This window comes from Actinosynnema sp. NPDC023587, assembly GCF_040640215.1.
Classification (GTDB): Bacteria; Actinomycetota; Actinomycetes; order Mycobacteriales; family Pseudonocardiaceae; genus Actinosynnema.
Map to the genome: position 1 here is coordinate 598,362 of NZ_JBFABG010000004.1, position 20,304 is coordinate 618,665.

Here is a 20,304-nt window from a genome sequence, read left to right on the forward strand (position 1 = left end):
GCCTCGCCGCCCCCGCCCCCGCCGCCCTGGGGCAGGATGGGAGCACGTGACGACCCCTCTCATCATCGACACCGACCCCGGCGTCGACGACGCCTTCGCCCTCGCGCTCGCGGCGGCCAGTCCCGAGGTGGACCTGATCGGCGTGACCACCGTGTTCGGCAACGTCTCGCCGGAGCTCACCACCCGCAACGCGCTGCGCGTGCTGGCGCTGCTGGGCCGCGAGGACGTGCCGGTCGCGGCGGGTGCGGCCCGGCCGCTGGTGCACCTCCAGCCGCACGTCTCGAAGGCGCACGGCGCGGACGGCCTCTCCGGTTACGCGGACACGCTGCCCGAACCCACCCGGGGACCCGACCGGCGCGACGCGGTGACCCTGCTCAAGGACCTCCTCGTCGCCGCCGACGAGCCGGTGACGATCGTGCCGATCGGGCCGCTGACCAACATCGCGCTGCTGCTGGCCGCGCACCCCGGCCTGCGGGACCGGATCGCGCGCCTGGTCGTGATGGGCGGCGGGGTCCGGGGCGGGAACGTCACGGCCGCCGCCGAGTTCAACCTGTGGTGCGACCCGGAGGCGGCCCGCCGGGTGCTGGTGGACGGGGAGGTGCCGGTCACGCTGGTGCCGATGGACCTCACCCGGCGGTGCGCGGTGGACTCGGCGTGGCTGGCCGAGCTCGCCGCGTCCTCGCCGACCGGCGCGACGCTGGTCGGCCTGACGCCGGACTACCTGGCCACCTACCGCAAGTTCCTCGGCTGGGACGGGATGGCGCTGCACGACGCGGTCGCGGTCGCCGAGGCGGTCCGGCCGGGCATCCTGGAGACCCGGCGGTTCCCGGTCGACGTCGAGTGCGCGTTCGGTCCCGGCCGGGGCGGGCTGCTGGTGGACGAACGGCTGGAGCACGCCGACCGCGCCGGGATCGACGTCGCCGTCGACGCGGACCTGGCCGGCCTGCGCGGGTTCATCCTGGACCGGCTACGTGCGCTCGGCGCGCGCCAGTAGGTAGGTCGGGGTCCGGCCGATCCGGGTCAGCACGACCGTCGCCTCCGCCGAACCGGCGGGCTTGAGCCTGCGGCGCAACGAGTCCGGGTCCACGTCGAGGCCGCGCACCAGGATCTCCAACCGGCCGACGTCGTGCGCGCGCAGCACGGCGCGCAACGACTTCTCGCCGTAGTGGCCGTGCTCCACGACCCGGAACGCGCGCACGCCCGGCGGCGGGATGGGCCCGGTGAGGTAGGCGATGCGCTCGTCGAGCTGCGCCAGGCCGTGCCGGGCGGCGTAGTGCCGCACCAGGCCCGCCCGCACCACCGCGCCGTCCGGGTCGACCAGCCACTCCCCCGGCGGGGTGACCGGGCAGTCGTCGGGTTCCGCGTCCGTGATCGTCCACCCCGGGCCGCCCGAGGTCAGGACGCTGGCCCGGCGGGACACCCCGGGGGTGGCCAGTCCTCGCGTCCACAGGCACGCCTCGCGGACCTGCCCGTCCAGCGAGACCAGCTCGACCTCGTCCGCCCACGGCGCGACCGCGAAGTCCGCGCCGGGTGCGCACTTCACGGCCAGGTCCCGCCCGGCGTAGGCCAGGGCCAGCTCGTCCAGCGGGGGTGCGAAGTCGGCGGGTCGCCAGGTGCGCCGGCCGGTCGCGTCGCGGCGGGCCGGGTCGGCGACCACCGGGACGTCGCGGGAGACCGGCCGCAGCGCGTCCGCGCGCAGCAGGGGCACGGCGTCGCCGAGGTTGTGCCGGGCCATGGCCAGCCGCACCGGGTCCAGGTCCGAACCGATCGAGCCCGGCGGCAGCGCCGCCAGGTCCGCGCCGACCGAGCACGTCACGTCGTGCGCGACCCGGCCGGCGAAGCGCCGCGCCCGGTGCTCGGCGACCGCGCGCGGGGTGGCCTGCTGGAGCGCGTCACCGGTGTAGAGGCCGTCCGCGAAGTCCACTTTGGACGGTGCTTTCCGGCGCAGCAGCAGGGTTTCCAGCACCGCCGCGAAGTGGTCCGGCGCGACCCGGCGGGCCCGCTGCACGTCGGTCAGCCGCGACGCCGGGGTGAGCGGGAGGTCGGCCAGCGCCGACAACGCGGCGCACCCCGCGTCGGCACGCAGGTACGCCACGTCGTCGAGGCTGAACGAGTACCCCACCTAGGCGACCGGCTTGCGGCCCGTCACGGAGACGTTGTAGAACACCTCGCGCGGCAGCACCTTCGCGAGCACGTTCTCGTCCACCCAGGAGAGCCGCTGCCAGGCCCGGTAGGCGAACATCGCCCAGCCGAAGCCCAGCTTCTCGCGCGGCACAGCCGCCTCGAAGGTGCGCACCGGCCACCCGAACAGGGCCGCCGACAGCTCCTCGGTCACCGCCCGCACCTCGGTCGCGCCCGCGCCGCGCGCGGTGCGCTCCAGGTCCCCCGGGTCGAAGGTGTGCAGGTCCACCACGGCCTCCAGCGCGGCGGCGCGGGACGACTCGGCCAGCTCCTCCTGCGGACGCCGCCAGTCGGTCAGCGGCGACAGCCGGGTGACGTTGGTGGTCAGCCACCAGGTCAACTGGCCGAGCTTGCGGGCGTAGAAGTTGCCGATGTCGGTCGGGTCGCCCGCGAACACGAACCGCCCGCCGGGCTTGAGCACCCGTTGCACCTCGCGCATCGCCGCCGCCACGTCCGGGATGTGGTGCAGCACGGCGTGCCCGATGACCAGGTCGAACGTGTTGTCGTCGTACGGTATCCGCTCCGCGTCGGCGACCCGGCCGTCCACCGGCAGACCGAGGTTCTCCGCGTTGCGCAACGCGACCTCGACCATGCCGGGCGACAGGTCGGTGACCGACCCCCGCTCGATCACGCCGCCCTGCATCAGGTTCAGCAGGAAGAAGCCCGTGCCGCAGCCCAGTTCCAGGGCGTGGCCGTACGGGCCGACGCCGCCGGACACCGCGCGGAACCGGTCCGTGGCGTAGGTGATGCAGCGCTCGTCGTAGGAGATCGACCACTTCTCGTCGTAGGTGCCGGCTTCCCAGTCGTGGTACAGCACGTTCGCGAGCTTCGGGTCGTCGTACGCCGCCCGCACCTCTTCGGCCGTCGCGTGCGGGTTGGGCTTGGGGTCCCCGGCCGGCGCGGTGCCCGCCGGGGAGGCGCTGCCCGCCGGGGGGTTGGGGTCAACGACCACTGAACTTCGCCTTCCCGGGACCGCTCTCGATGAACGAGGCCATGCCCGTCTTCTGGTCCTCGGTGGCGAACATGGCCGCGAACAACTGGCTCTCCAGCTTCAGGCCGTTGCCCAGGTCGGTGTCCAGGCCGCCGTCGATCGCGGCCTTGGCCGCCGCGTACGCGCGCACCGGGCCGTCGACGAACTGCCCGGCCCACCGCTTGGCGGCGGCGAAGACGTCGTCCGGCGCGACGACCTCGTCCACCATGCCGATCCGGAGCGCCTCCTCCGCGCCGACGAACCGGCCGGTGTAGATGAGGTCCTTCGCGCGGGACGGCCCGATCAGCCGGGGCAGCCGCTGCGTGCCGCCCATGCCGGGGATGACGCCGAGCAGGATCTCCGGCTGGCCGACCTTGGCGTTGTCGCCCGCGATCCGCCGGTCCGCGCACAGCGCCAGCTCGAACCCGCCGCCCAGCGCGTACCCGGTGATCGCGGCGACGGTCGGCTTCGGGATCTCCTCGACCGAGCGCAGCGCGGACTGGAACGACCCGGCGCGCGCCGCCATCTCGGCGTAGGACAGCTCGGCCATCTCCTTGATGTCCGCGCCGGCCGCGAACACCTTCGGACCTCCGTACACGATCGCGGAGTAGACGTCCGCGCGCTGCGCGGCCTCCTGCGCCGCCGCCCGGATCTCCTCCTGGAGCTGCCGGTTCAACGCGTTCATCGGCGGGCGGTCCAGCCGGATGACGCCGATGCCGTCCTCGACTTCGAGCTTCACGAACTCACCCACAGGTCCTCCTCGACCTCCGTCGGTAGCGCCCCGCAGGTTACCCCTGGGTAGCTTTGCGGCGCGCGAAGTACCGGTCGCCCGACCGGTGCAGCTCCAGCGGCTGGTCGAACGTCTTGGCGAGGTTCTCCTCGGTGAGCACGTCGTCCAGCAGGCCCTGCGCCACGATCGCGCCGTCGCGCAGCAGCAGCACGTGGGTGAAGCCCGGCGGGATCTCCTCCACGTGGTGGGTGACCAGCACGCTCGCCGGCGCGTCCGGGTCCAGCGCCAGTTCCGACAGCCGGGCCACCAGGTCCTCGCGCCCGCCCAGATCCAGACCCGCCGCCGGCTCGTCGAGCAGCAGCAGTTCCGGGTCGGTCATCAGCGCGCGGGCGATGAGCGTGCGCTTGCGCTCGCCCTCCGACAGCGTGCCGTACGCGCGGTCGGCCAGGTGCTCGATGCCGAGCTGCCCGAGCAGCTCCGCCGCCCGGCCGGTGTCGAGCCGGTCGTACTCCTCGCGCCACCGGCCCAGCACCGCGTACCCGGCGCTGACCACCAGGTCGAGCACCTTCTCCTCGGCCGGGATGCGCACCCCGACGGCCGCCGAGCACAGCCCGATCCGGGGGCGCAGCTCGAACACGTCGGTCTTGCCGATGCGCTCGCCGAGCACGTGCAGCCCGCCCTTGGTCGGGTGCAGTTCGGCGGCGGCCAGCCGGAGCAACGTCGTCTTGCCCGCGCCGTTGGGACCGAGCACCACCCAGCGCTCGTCCAGCTCCACGCTCCAGTCGACGTCCCCGACCAGCGTGGTCTTGCCCCGTCGAACCGAAACACCCTGCATGTGGATGACCAGATCTTCGTTTTCCACGCCTGCCCTCGCCCCGTCGATGCCTCGCCGCGCCCATTCTCGTGCAACGCCCGACGCGCGGGGGCGGCAGGGCCGTCGTCCCCACCTCGGGGCCGGATGCTGGGAAGATCGGGGGCATGGCCCTCGACTCGTCCCCGCTCGCAGGTCGGCCGTTCCCACTGGGTGCCCACCCCGAGGCCGGCGGTGTGCGCTTCGCCGTGTCCGTACCACCCGCCACCGCGGTCGAGGTGTGCCTGATCAGCGACGACGGCGCGGAGCGGCGGGTGGAGCTGACCGAGCGCACGTTCGGCGTCTGGCACGGCACCGTGGCCGGCATCACGCCCGGCCAGCGCTACGGGTACCGGGTGCACGGACCGTACGACCCGTCGCGCGGGTTGCGCTGCAACCCGGCCAAGCTCCTGGTCGACCCGTACGCGAGGCAGATCACCGGCGCGGTCACGTCGCTGGACGCGGCCCTCGGGTACGTCGGCGACCCGATGCTCGGGTCGCCGTCGCCGGTCGACTCGCTGGGCGCGGTGCCGCTGTCCGTGGTGTCCTCGCCCGGCGGGTCGGACACCGGCGTGAAGCCGGAGGTGCCCTTCGAGGAAGCGGTGATCTACGAGCTGCACGTGCGCGGGTTCACCCGGCGGCACCCGGACGTGCCCCCGCACCTGCGCGGCACGTACCTGGGCCTGGCCCACCCGGCGGTGGTCGAGCACCTGGCCCGGCTGGGCGTCACCACCGTCGAACTGCTGCCGGTGCAGGCGTTCCTGGACGAGCCGGCGCTGGTCCGCGAAGGCCGGCGCAACTACTGGGGCTACTCGCCGCTGAGCTACTTCGCGCCGCACCCCGGCTACGCCAGCGAACCCGGCCGGGAGGTCGAGGAGTTCCGGACCATGGTGGCCGCGCTGCACGCGGCCGGCATCGAGGTCCTGCTCGACGTGGTCTACAACCACACCTGCGAGGGCGGGCCGGACGGTCCGACGCTGTCCTACCGGGGTTTCGACGCGCCCGGCTACTACCTGCACATCGAGGGCGGCGGCACGCTCGACATCACCGGCTGCGGCAACACCCTGGAGGCCGGGTCGCCGCAGGTCGTGCGGCTGGTCACGGACTCGCTGCGGTACTGGACGACCGAACTGGGCGTGGACGGGTTCCGGTTCGACCTGGCCTCCACCCTGGGCCGGCCCGGCGGCGGCCGGTTCGACCGGGCCTCGGCGCTGCTCACCGCGATCACCTCGGACCCGGTGCTGTCCCGGTGCAAGCTGATCGCCGAGCCGTGGGACGCCACCGGCGACGGCTACCGGGTGGGCGACTTCGGCGTGCAGTGGGCCGAGTGGAACGGGCGCTACCGGGACACCGTGCGGGACTTCTGGCGCGGGCACACCGGCGTGCGGGACCTCGCCTACCGGCTGTCCGGCTCGTCCGACCTGTACGCCGACGACCTGCGCCGGCCGTGGCAGTCGATCAACTTCGTCACCGCGCACGACGGGTTCACGCTGCGGGACCTGGTGTCCTACAACGACAAGCACAACGAGGCCAACGGCGAGGACAACCGGGACGGCACCAACGACAACCGGTCCTGGAACTGCGGCGTGGAGGGCCCGACGGACGAGCCGGAGGTGCTCGCGCTGCGCGCCCGCCAGGCCCGCAACCTGCTGGCCACGCTGCTGCTGTCCACCGGCACGCCGATGATGACCGCCGGCGACGAGCTGTGGCGCACCCAGGGCGGCAACAACAACGCCTACTGCCTGGACGACGACACCTCGTGGGTCGACTGGGGCACCTCGGAGGAGGGCGAGTCGATGCTCGCCTTCACCCGGCGGGTGATCGGGCTGCGGGCGACGAGCCCGGCGCTGCGGCAGCCGGAGTTCTTCGACGGGCGCACCACGCCCTCCGGCGCGCCGGACCTCGTGTGGTTCCGCGTCGACGGCGAGGAGATGGCCGAAACCGACTGGTTCGACGAGGGCCGCCGGTTCCTCGGGATGTGGATCGACGGCTCCACCTCGTTGTCCCGCACCCGCGAGGGCGAACTCGTGTCGGACGACTCGTGGCTGTTGCTGCTGCACGCCGGCGCGGAGGCGGTGTCCGTCACGCTGCCGGGCGTGGAGTACGGCGAGCGGTTCGAGCCGGTGATCGACTCGACCACCGGGGACGGGTCGCCGGCCAGGCCGGGGAGGCTGGAGCCGGGTGCCGAGGTGGAGCTGGCCGCCCGGTCGCTGTTGTTGCTGCGCGTGCCCGAGGCGGGTCGCGGTACCGGCTGACCTACCTCGGGCACCGAGGCAATCCTGGCTGGTGAGAGCCCCTGCGCGGAGTCGGGTCGGCATGGCACCATGCGGGGGTGGCCAGTCAGTTGCTCACGTGGTGTGACCGCACGATCGACCTCCTCCTGGTGGCGTCGTGCGGGTGTAGCCGGACGCGACGAGGCGGCTCGGTGTGACCGTGGTGGGCCTTCCACCACGCTGAACCGGCCGAGGCTTCGTCGCGTCTTGATCGCTACCCCGTACGTTCTGTAGCCATCAGGAGCGATTTTGACTTCCGCAACCGCACGTGCCGATGTGCATTCCGCGCTCGACGTCCGCCTGTTCCGGGATCTGCTGCACCCCTCGCGGGAGTTGTGGACGCCCCGGGAACTCCGTGAACTGACCTCCTACGTGGCCGGTGAGCTGACCACGCCGTTGTTGTCCATCCTCTCGTTCGACGCCGAGCAGCGGTGGTGGGCCCGGCTCGCGCTCACCGAGGGCGTCGAGCTGTGGTTGCTGTCCTGGCTGCCCGGCCAGGGCACCGAACCGCACGACCACGGCGGCGCGGCCGGCTCGTTCACCGTGCTCACCGGGGAGCTGTCCGAGGACTACCGCTACCCGGGCGGGCCGGTCCGCTCGACCGTGCGCGGCGTCGGGTCGTCGATCGGGTTCGGTGCCGGCCGGGCGCACCAGGTGACCAACCGGGGTACGCGGGGCGCGTCCAGCGTGCACGCCTACTCGCCGCCGCTGGTGCCGACCCGGGAGTACCCGAGCCTCGCCGACATCCCCGGCGACATCCCGCCGCTGCCCGCCCAGCGGTTGCCGCTGGACCGGTTGCGGGTGCTCGCCGACCAGGAGGGGCCGTGAGCGCGGAGACCGTGCTGGCCGAGGCGCGGGCCGGATTGCGCCGGGTCGCGCCGGAAGACCTCGCCGGGCTGACCGACGTGCTGCTGGTGGACATCCGCCCGCACCACAACCGGCTGGCCGAGGGCGAGATCCCCGGTTCGGTGCCGGTGGAGCGGATCGTGCTGGAGTGGCGGCTCGACCCCACCGGGGAGCACCGCATCCCGGGGTTCGGCGCGGAGACGACCGTGGTCGTGCTCTGCAACGAGGGGTACGCGTCCAGCCTCGCCGCACGCGACCTGCAACGGGTCGGGCTGCCCAACGCGACGGACCTGGTGGGCGGGTTCCGGGCGTACGCCGAAGCGGGGCTGCCGATCCGCGCGGGCGCGACACCGCCGGTCGTCTGACCGCGCGGGCGTCACGCCGGCAGGTTTCCCGGCCCGGGAGCAGGGCCCGGTCCGGGAAACCTGCCGGCGTGACGCCCGTCCGACCGCACCGCTCGGCCGCACCACACCGCTCACACCGCACTGGTCGGCGGTGCCGGGGAACCGTCCGCCGGCCGGTAGCGTCTTGGGGTTTGTGTGGATGGTGCTGACGGCGCTGGTCGTCATCGGATTGGTCCTGTGGGAACCGGGGGCCTGGGCGGCGAGCCTGGCCGGTGCGGCCTGCGGGCTGCTCGCGACCATGGCCCTGCTCCAGCTCGGGTTGCTGCTCGGCGCGCTGCTGTGGCGGGTGCGGGTGTCGCTGGTGGTCATCGGTGTCGGCGGTGAGGTGCGCACCTGGAACGCGCCGCACCGGCGCGTGGTGCTGCGCACCGTCCCGGTGGTCATGTCCGTCGGGCTCACGTCCGTGCGCGCGCCGGTCCGCCGGCGGCTGTGGCTGACGTCCCTGGTGGCCGTGCTGCTGACCGGGCTCGCGGTGGCCGCCTGCTGGGTGTTCCCGCCCGCCGGGGCGTTCGGCCGGGGCTTCGCGGTGGCGGCGTCCGCCGTCCTGCTGCACGGGCTGGTGCCCAGGCGCGGGGCCGGCATGACGTCGCCGGGGTGGTTCCTGTTCCGGCTGCCGTTCCTGACCGGCCGGGTGGTCGCCGAGATGGAGGCGACGCCGATGGTGAACGAGGTGTCGGACGCGCTGTCCGCCGGTGACCTGGACCGGGCCGAGACCATTGCCGGACGGCTGCTCGACGCGCACCCGACCCTGCTGGTCGCGATCGGGTCGCAGGTGGCGGTGCTGACCATGCGGACCCGCTACGCCGAGGCCCTGCACCTGGTCAGCAAGCTGGTCGGGCGGACCGACCTGGAGCAGCGGGACATGGCCTTCGTGATGGCCGAGATGGCCAGCTCCACGGCCAACGCGATGGAGGCGGGCCAGCTTCCGGTCGAGGTCGGCATGGGCGCGGCGCGGCGGGCGTCCGGCGGTGCCGTGCAGCTCGGCTACCCCCGGTACCGGTGCACCGCGACGCTGGCTCAGCTCGCGCTGCTGGACCAGGACACCGACCTGGCCATCGAACTCGCCGGCCAGGCGAAGCGGACCAGCGAGAGCGCGCTGGGCCGGGCGGACGCGCTGGCGACCATCGCGCGCGCGCAGATGGCGGCCGGTGACAACGCGGCGGCCAGGCAGACCTTGACCGAGGCGAACGAGCTCGCGGGCTGGATGCCGCGCGTGGCGGAGACCAGCGCCCGGCTCGACATCCACTGACCGGGTGCGGGCCGGCCCGCCGGGTGGTCGTCGGCGTTGCCGTGGAGTGCGGGAGAAGGGTGTTCAGACCGGTCGTCGCCAACCGGTCCCGAACACCCCTCGTCCGGCTCCGGGCCTCACCCCGTCTCGCGCACCACCCGGCTAGCCCGCCAGGACCACCCGGCCGAGTTCGGCCGGTGACGCGAGCAGGTCGTGCCGGGGCAGCACGCGGACCGTGTAGCCGACCGCGCCGGCGTGCGGCAGGGGCACCTCGACGTCGTAGTTGCCGTTGCCCGAGTACCCCATGACGTGCGTGACCACGTCGTACAGCTCGTCCGAGTCGCCCACCTTGCCGAGCACCACCTGTACGTCCACCTCGGACGGCTCCAAGCCGGCCAGCTCGATCCGGGCCCGCACCCCGACCGGCGTGCCGAGCAGCGGCACGGTCGAGCCGCTGAGCGTCATCTCCGACTCCAGCACGCGCACCCGCGTCCACGACGCGCGCAGCCGCTGCCGGTACGCGGCGAGCTCCTTCGCTCCCCGGAAGCCGTCGCCGACGACGGAACCGGCCGAGGACGCGGCGGGCGCGTACAGGTTCTCCACGTACTCGCGCACCATCCGCGACGCCTGCACGGCCGGGCCCAGCGAGGCCAGCGTGTGTCGCACCATCGCCAGCCAGCGGGTCGGCACGCCGGTGTCGGCGCGGTCGTAGAACAGCGGCGCGACCTGGCTGCCCAGCAGGTCGTACAGCGCGGCGGCCTCCAGGTCGTCCCGGCGGGTCGGGTCGGAGACGCCGTCGGCGGTCGGGATCGCCCAGCCGTTGCTGCCGTCGTAGAACTCGTCCCACCACCCGTCCCGGATGGACAGGTTCAGGCCGCCGTTGAGGGCGGACTTCATGCCGGACGTGCCGCACGCCTCCAGCGGGCGCATCGGGTTGTTCAACCACACGTCGCAGCCCCAGTACAGGTAGCGGGCCATCGACATGTCGTAGTCCGGCAGGAACACGATCCGGTGCCGCACGCCCGCGTCGTCCGCGAACCGCACGATCTGCTGGATCAGCGCCTTGCCGCCGTCGTCCGCCGGGTGCGACTTGCCCGCCACCACGAGCTGCACCGGGCGCTCCGGGTGCAGCAGGAGGGCGCGCAGCCGCTCGGGGTCGCGCAGCATCAGGGTGAGCCGCTTGTAGGTGGGCACCCGGCGGGCGAAGCCGACGGTGAGGACGTCCGGGTCGAACACCGAGTCGGTCCAGCCCAGCTCCAGGGCGGACGCGCCGCGCTGGAGCCAGGACAGCCGGGTGCGCCGGCGGACCTCGTGCACCAGCTTGCCGCGCAGGTCGTTGCGCAGCTCCCAGAGCCGCTGGTCGGTGACCGGCTCGAAGCCGCGCAGGCCGACGCCGACGTCGTCGGACTCGCCCAGCAGCCGGCTCATCTCGGTGGCCGCCCAGGTCGGGCCGTGCACGCCGTTGGTGACCGAGCCGATCGGCACCTCGGTGACGTCGAAACCGGGCCACATGCCGCGGAACATGTCGCGGCTGACCTTGCCGTGCAGCTTGGACACGCCGTTGGCGCGCTGGGCGAGCCGCAGGCCCATGTGGGCCATGTTGAACAGGCCGGGGTTCTCCTCCGCGCCGAGCGCCAGCACGCGCTGCGTGCTCACGCCGGGCAGCAGCGCTTCGGAGCCGAAGTAGTGCTGCACGAGGTCCACCGGGAACCGGTCGATGCCGGCCGGGACGGGCGTGTGCGTGGTGAACACGGTGCCCGCGCGCACGGCGGCGAGCGCCTGGTCGAAGTCCAGGCCCGTGCCGGTCACCAGCTCGCGGATGCGCTCCAGGCCGAGGAAGCCCGCGTGGCCCTCGTTGGTGTGGAACACCTCGGGCGGGGGGTGGCCGGTGAGCTCGCAGAACGTGCGCACCGCGCGCACGCCGCCGACGCCCGCCAGGATCTCCTGCCGGATGCGGTGGTCCTGGTCGCCGCCGTAGAGCCGGTCGGTGACGCCGCGCAGGTCCTCGTCGTTCTCCTCGACGTCGGAGTCGAGCAGCAGCAGCGGGATGCGGCCCACCTGGGCCTTCCAGATCTTGGCGCGCAGCACCCGGTCGCCGGGCATGGCCACGTGCACCAGGATCGGCGCGCCGGACGGCTCGGTGAGCAGCTCCAGCGGCAGGCCGCGCGGGTCCAGCACGGGGTAGTGCTCGACCTGCCATCCGTCGAGGGACAGCGCCTGCCGGAAGTAGCCGGACCGGTAGAGCAGACCCACCGCGATCAGCGGCACGCCCAGGTCCGAGGCCGCCTTCAGGTGGTCGCCCGCGAGCACGCCGAGGCCGCCGGAGTAGTTGGGCAGCGCCTCGGTGACGCCGAACTCCATGGAGAAGTAGGCGATGCCCGAGGGCAGCGGGCCGAGGTCGAAGTCGCCGTGCTCACGCCGCTGCCGCACCTCGTCCCGACGGCGCTGGAACCAGCGCGGACCGGTGGTGTAGCGGGTCAGGTCGTCCGCGAGCGCCCGCGTGTGGGCGAGGAACTGCTCGTCGCGGGCCAGCGCCTCCAGCCGCTCGGGCTCGACCGTGGACAGCAGGCGCAGCGGGTCGCCGTTGGTCGACCAGCTCGCGGGGTCGATCGAGGCGAACAGGTCCTGGGTCGGCTGGTGCCACGTCCAGCGGAGGTTCGTGGCGAGCGTGCCCAGTGCGGACAGCGGCTCGGGCAGGCTGGCTCGGACGGTGAACCGGCGAATCGCACGCATGGCGTCGGACCCTATCCCCCATCCAGCGGTGCCGAGCAACGGTCACCGAACCGATGCAGGGACCGATCCAGCCCTACCAGCGCGGATGGCCCCCGCGTGTTCTTTCGTACACAGCCCGTCGCCGTCACCGCAACGCACGGGCGCGGTCTCGTCCGTTCCGCCGATCGGTGGCGGGCCGGTTGGCCCGGTCGGGGGCCGCCGGCATTCCGCGCGGGCGCTCCCGGAGGGGAGGGCCGCGCGGCTCGACCGACCCGGCGCGCGCTGTCCACAATGGACGCGAACGGGGTGCGAACGCGCCCTGCCGCCCACCGCCCGGTCCGGGCGACACGCCGACGGCACCGGGCGAGACCCGATCGAGCGATCTCCGTGCCCGGGTCCCCGGCCCTCCCCCCGCACGGCACGCCGCACCACGCCGGCTACCAACAATTGCCTCGCAGTTTTCTTGAGTGACACTCAACCGGGTGACCGGTCGTTCAAGATCGCCTCGTCGGTAGACTGCTGGTCACAAAGCCGCGTGAAGAGCGACTGATCAGGTGACACCCGCTCCGGGGATTGGGACGGGCGTCCCCCGTGACGAGATCGACACCACCGCCAAGTGTGCGATTCGCGCTTACGGGGTAGGAACACAAAGTACGTAGTCCCCGGTGACGCTCCGCGCGATCGCTGCGGGCAAACTTGACCGCGCAAGCGTCACACCAGGTGAGAGGGGCGCTGCCGATGAGCGGACGACTCGGTATCGACGACGTCTCCCCGACCGTGGGCTGTGGCCGGTACCCGGCCAAGGCCGTGGTCGGCGAGCACGTCCCGGTGGAGGCGACGGTGTGGCGCGAAGGCCACGACGCCGTCGCGGCCACCGTGACGTGGCGGGGACCGGGCGACCGGGTCGCGAGACAGACGCGCATGGTCCCGCACGGGATCGGGCTGGACCGCTGGGCCGCCACGATCGTCCCCGACGCCGAGGGCGCGTGGACGTTCCGGGTGGACGCCTGGTCGGACCCGTGGGCCACGTGGCTGCACGCCGTCGAGGTGAAGATCGCCGCCGGCCAGGGTGCCGACGAGCTGCACAACGACCTGGAGTCCGGCGCGCGCCTGATCGACCGCGTGTCCCGCCGGCCCGACCGACGCCGCGACAAGCCGCTGCTGGCCAACGCCGCCGCCGCGCTGCGCGACGAGGACCGGCCGCTCGCCGAGCGGGTCGCGCCCGCGCTCGCCCAGGACGTGCGGCGGGTCATGCACGACCACCCGGTCCGCGAGCTGATCACCAAGGGCAAGCCGCAGAAGGTCTGGGTGGACCGCACGCGCGCCGCGTTCGGCTCCTGGTACGAGTTCTTCCCGCGCTCCACGGGCGGGCTCGACGAAGCCGGCGTCCCGGTGCACGGCACGTTCACCACCGCCGCCCGGGAGCTGGAGCGGATCGCGGCGATGGGCTTCGACGTCGCCTACCTGCCGCCGATCCACCCCATCGGCCGGGTGAACCGCAAGGGACCCAACAACACCCTGGTGGCGTCCGAGGACGACCCGGGCTCGACCTGGGCGATCGGCGCGGACGAGGGCGGGCACGACGCGATCCACCCCGAATTGGGCACGATCGACGACTTCGACGCGTTCGTCGCGAAGGCCACCGAACTGGGCCTGGAGGTCGCGCTCGACCTGGCCCTCCAGTGCGCGCCGGACCACCCGTGGGTGCTCAAGCACCCGGAGTGGTTCACCACCCGGCCGGACGGCTCGATCGCCTACGCCGAGAACCCGCCGAAGAAGTACCAGGACATCTACCCGGTCAACTTCGACAACGACCCGCAGGGCATCTACAACGAGGTGCTGCGGGTCGTGCGGCACTGGGTCGACCACGGGGTGCGCATCTTCCGGGTGGACAACCCGCACACCAAGCCGCCGGACTTCTGGGCCTGGCTGATCTGGGCGGTCAAGGACGAGCACCCCGACGTGCTGTTCCTGTCCGAGGCGTTCACCCGCCCGGCCCGGCTCTACGGGCTGGCGAAGCTCGGCTTCACCCAGAGCTACACCTACTTCACCTGGCGCACGACCAAGGAAGAGCTGACCGACTTCGGCAACGAGCTGGTCGCGCACTGGGACGAGGCCCGGCCCAACCTCTTCGTCAACACGCCGGACATCCTGCACGAGTCGTTGCAGCACGGCGGGCCGGGCGTGTTCGCGCTGCGCGCCGCGCTCGCCGCGACGCTGAGCCCGAGCTGGGGCGTGTACGCCGGCTACGAGCTCTTCGAGCACCAGGCGGTGCGGGAGGGCAGCGAGGAGTACCTGGACTCGGAGAAGTACCAGTTGCGCCCGCGCGACTTCGGGCAGGCGGTGGCCGAGGGCCGGTCGCTGGAACCGTGGCTGCGCAAGCTGAACACGATCCGCCGCGCGCACCCCGCGTTGCGGCAGATGCGCACCCTCCGCTTCCACGAGGTCGAGAACCCCGCGCTGATCGCCTACTCCAAACAGGACCCGGGCACCGGCGACACGGTGATCGTGGTGGTGAACCTGGACCCGCACGACGCCCAGGACGGCACGATCTGGCTCGACCTGCCCTCGCTCGGGTTCGACTGGCACGAACGCCTGATCGCGCACGACGAGGTGACCGGGGAGACCTGGGACTGGGGCCAGGCCAACTACGTCCGCCTGGAACCGTGGCGCGCGTCGGCCCACGTCGTCGGCGTGCAGCGCAGGTTCAGCAGCTAACAAGCGGACAACCCCCGCACGAGTCCCCGCGCCCCGCAGCGCGAGGGACCGTCGAACGTACCCCCGACGAGGTGGGACGAGGTGGAGCACATGGCAGAAAACGCCCGACCCGACGCCGCGCTGACCGGACTGGACGGCGTGCCGCACACCGGTGAGGCCATCGGCGCGGACGGCATGCTGGTCGAACCCCAGGCCGAGGACTTCCGGTCGGCGAAACTCGCGCCGCGCGAACCGGACTGGTTCAAGGGCGCGGTGTTCTACGAGGTGCTGGTGCGCGCCTTCACCGACTCCAACGGGGACGGCACCGGGGACCTGCGCGGCCTGGCGTCGCGGCTGGACTACCTGGAGTGGCTCGGCGTCGACTGCCTGTGGCTGCCGCCCTTCTACGCCTCCCCGCTGCGCGACGGCGGGTACGACATCTCGGACTTCCGCGCCGTGCTGCCCGAGTTCGGGTCGGTCGAGGACTTCGTCTACCTGCTGGACGAGGCCCACCGGCGGGGCATCCGGGTGATCACCGACCTGGTGCTCAACCACACCAGCGACGCCCACCCGTGGTTCCAGCAGTCGCGGGCCGAGCCGGACGGGCCCTACGGCGACTACTACGTGTGGGGCGACGACGACCAGCGCTACCCGGACGCCCGGATCATCTTCGTCGACACCGAGTCCTCGAACTGGACCTACGACCCGGTGCGCGGCCAGTTCTACTGGCACCGGTTCTTCTCCCACCAGCCGGACCTCAACTTCGAGAACCCGGACGTCCAGGAAGCCATGCTGGACACCCTGCGGTTCTGGCTGGACCTGGGCATCGACGGGTTCCGGCTGGACGCCGTGCCCTACCTGTTCGAGCAGGAGGGCACGAACTGCGAGAACCTGCCGCGCACCCACGACTTCCTCAAGCGCTGCCGCAAGGTGGTGGACGACGAGTACCCCGGTCGGGTGCTGCTGGCCGAGGCCAACCAGTGGCCGTCGGACGTCGTGGAGTACTTCGGCGACCCCGAGGTGGGCGGCGACGAGTGCCACATGGCGTTCCACTTCCCGCTGATGCCGCGCATCTTCATGGCGGTCCGGCGCGAGTCGCGGTTCCCGATCTCGGAGATCCTGGCGCAGACGCCGCAGATCCCGGACGGCTGCCAGTGGGGCATCTTCCTGCGCAACCACGACGAGCTCACGCTCGAAATGGTCTCCGACGAAGAGCGCGACTACATGTACGCCGAGTACGCCAAAGATCCCCGGATGAAGGCGAACATCGGGATCAGACGCAGGCTCGCGCCGCTGCTGGAGAACGACCGCAACCAGCAGGAGTTGTTCACGGCCATGCTCCTGTCACTGCCGGGCTCGCCCGTCCTCTACTACGGTGACGAGATCGGCATGGGCGACAACATCTGGCTCGGAGACCGGGACGCCGTCCGCACGCCGATGCAGTGGACCCCGGACCGCAACGCCGGGTTCTCCTCCTGCGACCCGGGGCGCATCTACCTGCCCGTGATCATGGACCCGGTCTACGGCTACCAGGCCCTGAACGTGGAGGCCCAACTGAACAACCAGTCATCGCTGCTGAACTGGACCCGCCGGATGATCGAGGTGCGCAAGCAGCACCACGCGTTCGCGGAGGGCGACTTCACCGACCTGGGCGGCTCGAACCCGAGCGTGCTGGCCTACCGGCGGCGGTGGCGGCGTCCGGACGGGCACGAGGACATCGTGCTGTGCGTGAACAACCTGTCGCGGTTCCCGCAGCCGGTGGAGCTGGACCTGTCCGAACACCGCGGCGCGCGCCCGGTGGAGCTGACCGGCGGGGTGCGCTTCCCTACCGTGGGCGACCTGTCGTACCTGTTGACGCTGCCCGGACACGGCTTCTACTGGTTCCAGCTGGTCGAAGCGGGCGACGAGGGCGAGACGAGGTGAACCCGGTGACCGAACAGCACGACCTGGTCGACAAGGTGATGGCGGAACTGCCCGCGTGGCTGCCCGCGCAGCGGTGGTTCGGCGGCAAGGACCGGCCGGTGACCGCCGTGCGTCCACTGCGGACGTCCGTGCTCAGCGCGGCCGACCCGGTGCTGCTGCACCTGGTGGTCGAGGTGGAGCAGCCGGACCGGCGCGAGCCGTACCAACTGCTGGTCACCGACGTGGTGGAGAACTACGACGCGACCACCGAGCCGGAGCTGACCGGCCGGCTGCTCGACCTGATCGCGGGCAACGCGTCGGTCGACGGCCTGGCCTTCGCGCACGAACCGGGGGTGGAGCTCCAGTCCGGTCTGCGTGGCCGGACGATCACCTCCGAGCAGAGCAACACGTCGCTCGTGTTCGGCAGCCAGTACATCCTGAAGCTGTTCCGCAAGCTCACCCACGGCGAGAACCCGGACCTGGTGCTGCAACGCGCCCTGCACGAGGTGGGCTGCGAGCACATCGCGCAGCCGCTGGGCTCGATCACCGGCTCGCTGGAGGGCCTGCCGACCACGGTCGGCATGCTCCAGCAGTTCCTGCCGGACGCGGTGGACGGCTGGGCGATGGCCACCACGAGCGTGCGCGACCTGATGGCCGAGGGCGACCTGCACGCCGACGAGGTGGGCGGCGACTTCGCGGGCGAGGCGCAGCGGCTCGGCCACGCCGTGGCCACCGTGCACGGCGACCTGGAGCGGGCGCTGGGCACCCAGCACGCGGACGCCGAGGACATCGACCGGACGATCCGCGCGATGGTGACGCGGCTGGACTCGGTGGTCGAGGCGGTGCCGGAGCTGCGGCCGTTCGTGCCGGCGCTGCGCGCGGCGTTCGAGCAGGCCCGCGACACGCCGGGCGCGATCGCCATCCAGCACATCCACGGCGACCTGCACCTGGGCCAGGTGCTGCGGACCGTGCAGGGCTGGCTGCTGATCGACTTCGAGGGCGAGCCGGGCGCGCCCATCGCGGAGCGGACCTCGCTGCGCTCGCCGCTGCGCGATGTGGCCGGGATGCTGCGATCCTTCGACTACGCGGCGCACCAGCTCCTCGTCGGCCGGCCGGAGGACCACCAGCTCACCGTGCGGGCGCTGGAGTGGTCGCGGCGCAACCGCGCGGCGTTCACCGAGGGCTACGCGGAGGCGGCGGCGTCCTCGGTGGGCGACCCGCGCGAGCGCGGGTACCTGCTGCGGGCGTTCGAGCTGGACAAGGCGGTGTACGAGGTGGCCTACGAGCACGCGAACCGGCCGGAGTGGTTGACGGTGCCGCTGTCGTCGATCGCCCGGATCACGGGAGAGGGAGCACGATGACCGAGGACGTCGACCGGTTGCTGTCCGGGTCGCACCACGACCCGCACTCGGTGCTCGGCGTGCACCACCTGCCCTCCGGCGAGGTGGTGGCGCGGGCGCTGCGGCCCGGAGCGTCCGCGGTGGCCGTGCTCGCGGGCGACAAGCGCTTCGAACTGGACCGGGTGGCGGACGGCCTCTTCGCGGGCGAGCTGCCCGAGCACCCCGGCGACTACCGGCTGGAGGTCGACTACGGCGGCGGCTCCGCGGTCGAGGTCGACGACCCGTACCGGTGGCTGCCCACGGTCGGGGAACTGGACCTGCACCTGATCGGCGAGGGCCGGCACGAGCGGCTGTGGGACGTGCTCGGCGCGCACGTCCGCTCCTACGACACGCCCGCCGGCGCGGTGACCGGCGTGTCGTTCGCGGTGTGGGCCCCGACCGCGCGCGGTGTGCGGGTGTGCGGCGACTTCGACGGTTGGGACGGCCGCGCGCACCCGCTGCGCTCGCTGGGCTCGTCGGGCGTGTGGGAGGTGTTCGTCCCGGGCGTGCCGGCGGGCAGCCGGTACAAGTTCCGCATCCTCGGCCGGGACGGCGGCTGGCACGAGAAGGCCGACCCGATGGCGTTCGCCACCGAGGTCCCGCCCGCGACCGCGTCCGTGGTCAGCGCGTCGTCCTACACCTGGGGCGACGCGGAGTGGGAGGCCCGGCGCGCGGCCACCGAGTGGATCAACGCGCCGATGAGCGCCTACGAGGTCCACCTCGGCTCCTGGCGTCCCGGGCTGGGCTACCGGGAGCTGGCCGACGAGCTGGCCGCGTACGTGGTGGAGGCGGGTTTCACGCACGTCGAGCTGATGCCGGTGGCCGAGCACCCGTTCGGCGGGTCGTGGGGCTACCAGGTCACCTCGTACTACGCGCCGACGTCCCGGTTCGGCTCGCCGGACGACTTCCGGCACTTCGTGGACGTGCTGCACGGCCACGGCATCGGCGTGATCATGGACTGGGTGCCGGCGCACTTCCCGAAGGACTCGTGGGCGCTGGCCCGGTTCGACGGCACCGCGCTGTACGAGCACGAGGACCCGCGTCGCGGCGAGCACCCGGACTGGGGCACGCTGGTGTTCGACTTCGGGCGCAACGAGGTGCGCAACTTCCTGGTCGCCAACGCGCTGTACTGGATCGAGGAGTTCCACATCGACGGCCTGCGGGTCGACGCGGTGGCCTCGATGCTGTACCTGGACTACTCGCGCGAAGAGGGCCAGTGGCTGCCCAACCAGTACGGCGGGCGGGAGAACCTGGACGCCGTGCGGTTCCTCCAGGAGCTCAACGCGACGGTCTACAAGCGCCACCCCGGCGTGGTGATGGTGGCCGAGGAGTCGACCGCGTGGCCCGGCGTGACCCGGCCGACCCACCTGGGCGGTCTCGGGTTCGGGTTCAAGTGGAACATGGGCTGGATGCACGACTCGCTGCACTACCTGTCGCGCGAGCCGGTGCACCGCTCGTTCCACCACAACGAGATCACCTTCTCGCTGGTGTACGCGTGGAGCGAGAACTTCGTGCTGCCGCTGTCGCACGACGAGGTGGTGCACGGCAAGGGCTCGCTGTGGCAGCGGATGCCCGGCGACGACTGGAACAAGGCGGCGGGCCTGCGGTCGCTGCTGGCGTTCATGTGGGCGCACCCCGGCAAGCAGCTCCTGTTCATGGGCGGCGAGTTCGGCCAGCAGGGCGAGTGGTCGGAGTCGCGGTCGCTGGACTGGCACCTGCTGGACTCGCCGCTGCACGCGGGCATCCGGTCGCTGGTGGGCGACCTGAACGGGGTGTACCGGGAGAGCCCGGCGCTCTACAGCGCGGACGCGAAGCCCGAGGGGTTCTCGTGGATCGACGCGAACGACTCGGCGGGCAACGTGCTGAGCTTCCTGCGCGTCGGCGCGGACGGCTCGGTGCTGGCGTGCGTGGCGAACTTCTCCGGTCAGCCGCACCACGACTACCGGGTGGGCCTGCCGTCGACCGGCCACTGGCGCGAGGTGGTGAACACCGACTCGGTGGGCTACGGCGGTTCCGGGGTGGGCAACCTGGGCGGCGTCGAGGCGGAGGCCGTGCCGTGGCACGGCCGCCCGGCGTCGGCGATCCTGCAACTCCCGCCGGCCGGCGTGCTCTGGCTCGTCCCGGGGTGAGCA

General features: G+C 72.5%; 14 protein-coding genes. 9 read left to right on the top strand and 5 right to left on the bottom strand.

Features of this window, described 5'->3' with window-relative positions:
• The first annotated feature begins 46 nt into the window (after window positions 1–46).
• A complete protein-coding gene (locus AB0G01_RS15130) occupies window positions 47–994 on the top strand; it encodes a nucleoside hydrolase (RefSeq protein WP_360944900.1) in 948 nt (315 codons plus the stop codon).
• Here the strand turns inward: AB0G01_RS15130 and AB0G01_RS15135 are convergent.
• The 4 genes from AB0G01_RS15135 to AB0G01_RS15150 form a co-directional block, all read right to left on the bottom strand.
• Window positions 968–2,122, bottom strand: coding sequence for a class I SAM-dependent methyltransferase (locus AB0G01_RS15135; protein WP_360944903.1), 1,155 nt, complete (start codon window positions 2,120–2,122; stop codon window positions 968–970). The genes AB0G01_RS15130 and AB0G01_RS15135 overlap by 27 nt on opposite strands.
• Window positions 2,123–3,034, bottom strand: a complete 912-nt coding sequence (locus AB0G01_RS15140; protein WP_360945289.1) for a class I SAM-dependent methyltransferase — start codon at window positions 3,032–3,034, stop codon at window positions 2,123–2,125.
• A gap of 88 nt (window positions 3,035–3,122) precedes the next feature.
• On the bottom strand, window positions 3,123–3,902 hold the full coding sequence (locus AB0G01_RS15145; protein WP_360944906.1) for an enoyl-CoA hydratase-related protein: 780 nt from the start codon (window positions 3,900–3,902) through the stop codon (window positions 3,123–3,125).
• A 37-nt stretch (window positions 3,903–3,939) separates the two neighbouring features.
• A complete protein-coding gene (locus AB0G01_RS15150) occupies window positions 3,940–4,716 on the bottom strand; it encodes an ABC transporter ATP-binding protein (protein WP_360945292.1) in 777 nt (258 codons plus the stop codon).
• 143 nt (window positions 4,717–4,859) lie between these two features.
• Between AB0G01_RS15150 and glgX the strand changes: the two genes are divergently transcribed.
• The 4 genes from glgX (at window position 4,860) to AB0G01_RS15170 (ending at window position 9,503) form a co-directional block, all read left to right on the top strand.
• Window positions 4,860–6,986 carry a glycogen debranching protein GlgX gene (gene glgX / locus AB0G01_RS15155; protein WP_360944909.1) on the top strand — a complete coding sequence of 709 codons (2,127 nt, stop codon included), beginning with the start codon at window positions 4,860–4,862 and terminating at the stop codon, window positions 6,984–6,986.
• 294 nt (window positions 6,987–7,280) lie between these two features.
• A complete protein-coding gene (locus AB0G01_RS15160) occupies window positions 7,281–7,832 on the top strand; it encodes a cysteine dioxygenase family protein (protein ID WP_360944912.1) in 552 nt (183 codons plus the stop codon).
• Complete coding sequence (locus AB0G01_RS15165) at window positions 7,829–8,215, top strand: rhodanese-like domain-containing protein (protein ID WP_360944915.1); 387 nt, start codon at window positions 7,829–7,831, stop codon at window positions 8,213–8,215. Before AB0G01_RS15160 ends, AB0G01_RS15165 begins: the two co-directional genes overlap by 4 nt.
• Before the next feature lie 178 nt (window positions 8,216–8,393).
• A complete protein-coding gene (locus tag AB0G01_RS15170) occupies window positions 8,394–9,503 on the top strand; it encodes a hypothetical protein (protein ID WP_360944918.1) in 1,110 nt (369 codons plus the stop codon).
• 141 nt (window positions 9,504–9,644) lie between these two features.
• Here AB0G01_RS15170 and glgP read toward each other — a convergent pair whose 3' ends face one another.
• Window positions 9,645–12,215, bottom strand: a complete 2,571-nt coding sequence (gene glgP, locus AB0G01_RS15175) for an alpha-glucan family phosphorylase (protein ID WP_360944921.1) — start codon at window positions 12,213–12,215, stop codon at window positions 9,645–9,647.
• Between the two features lie 717 nt (window positions 12,216–12,932).
• Here glgP and AB0G01_RS15180 point away from each other — a divergent pair.
• The 4 genes from AB0G01_RS15180 to glgB all read left to right on the top strand — a co-directional run bounded on the left by AB0G01_RS15180 (window position 12,933) and on the right by glgB (window position 20,301).
• The gene (locus AB0G01_RS15180; protein ID WP_360944925.1) at window positions 12,933–14,912 is read left to right on the top strand and encodes a maltotransferase domain-containing protein; all 1,980 of its coding nucleotides are present in this window, start codon (window positions 12,933–12,935) and stop codon (window positions 14,910–14,912) included.
• 90 nt (window positions 14,913–15,002) lie between these two features.
• Window positions 15,003–16,814 (top strand): maltose alpha-D-glucosyltransferase, encoded by a 1,812-nt coding sequence (treS, locus tag AB0G01_RS15185; RefSeq protein ID WP_360944928.1) that lies wholly within the window; start codon window positions 15,003–15,005, stop codon window positions 16,812–16,814.
• A 5-nt stretch (window positions 16,815–16,819) separates the two neighbouring features.
• Window positions 16,820–18,154 (top strand): aminoglycoside phosphotransferase, encoded by a 1,335-nt coding sequence (locus tag AB0G01_RS15190; protein ID WP_360944931.1) that lies wholly within the window; start codon window positions 16,820–16,822, stop codon window positions 18,152–18,154.
• Window positions 18,151–20,301 carry a 1,4-alpha-glucan branching protein GlgB gene (gene glgB, locus AB0G01_RS15195; protein WP_360944934.1) on the top strand — a complete coding sequence of 717 codons (2,151 nt, stop codon included), beginning with the start codon at window positions 18,151–18,153 and terminating at the stop codon, window positions 20,299–20,301. The genes AB0G01_RS15190 and glgB overlap by 4 nt, the downstream gene beginning before the upstream one ends.
• The last annotated feature ends 3 nt before the right edge of the window (window positions 20,302–20,304 follow it).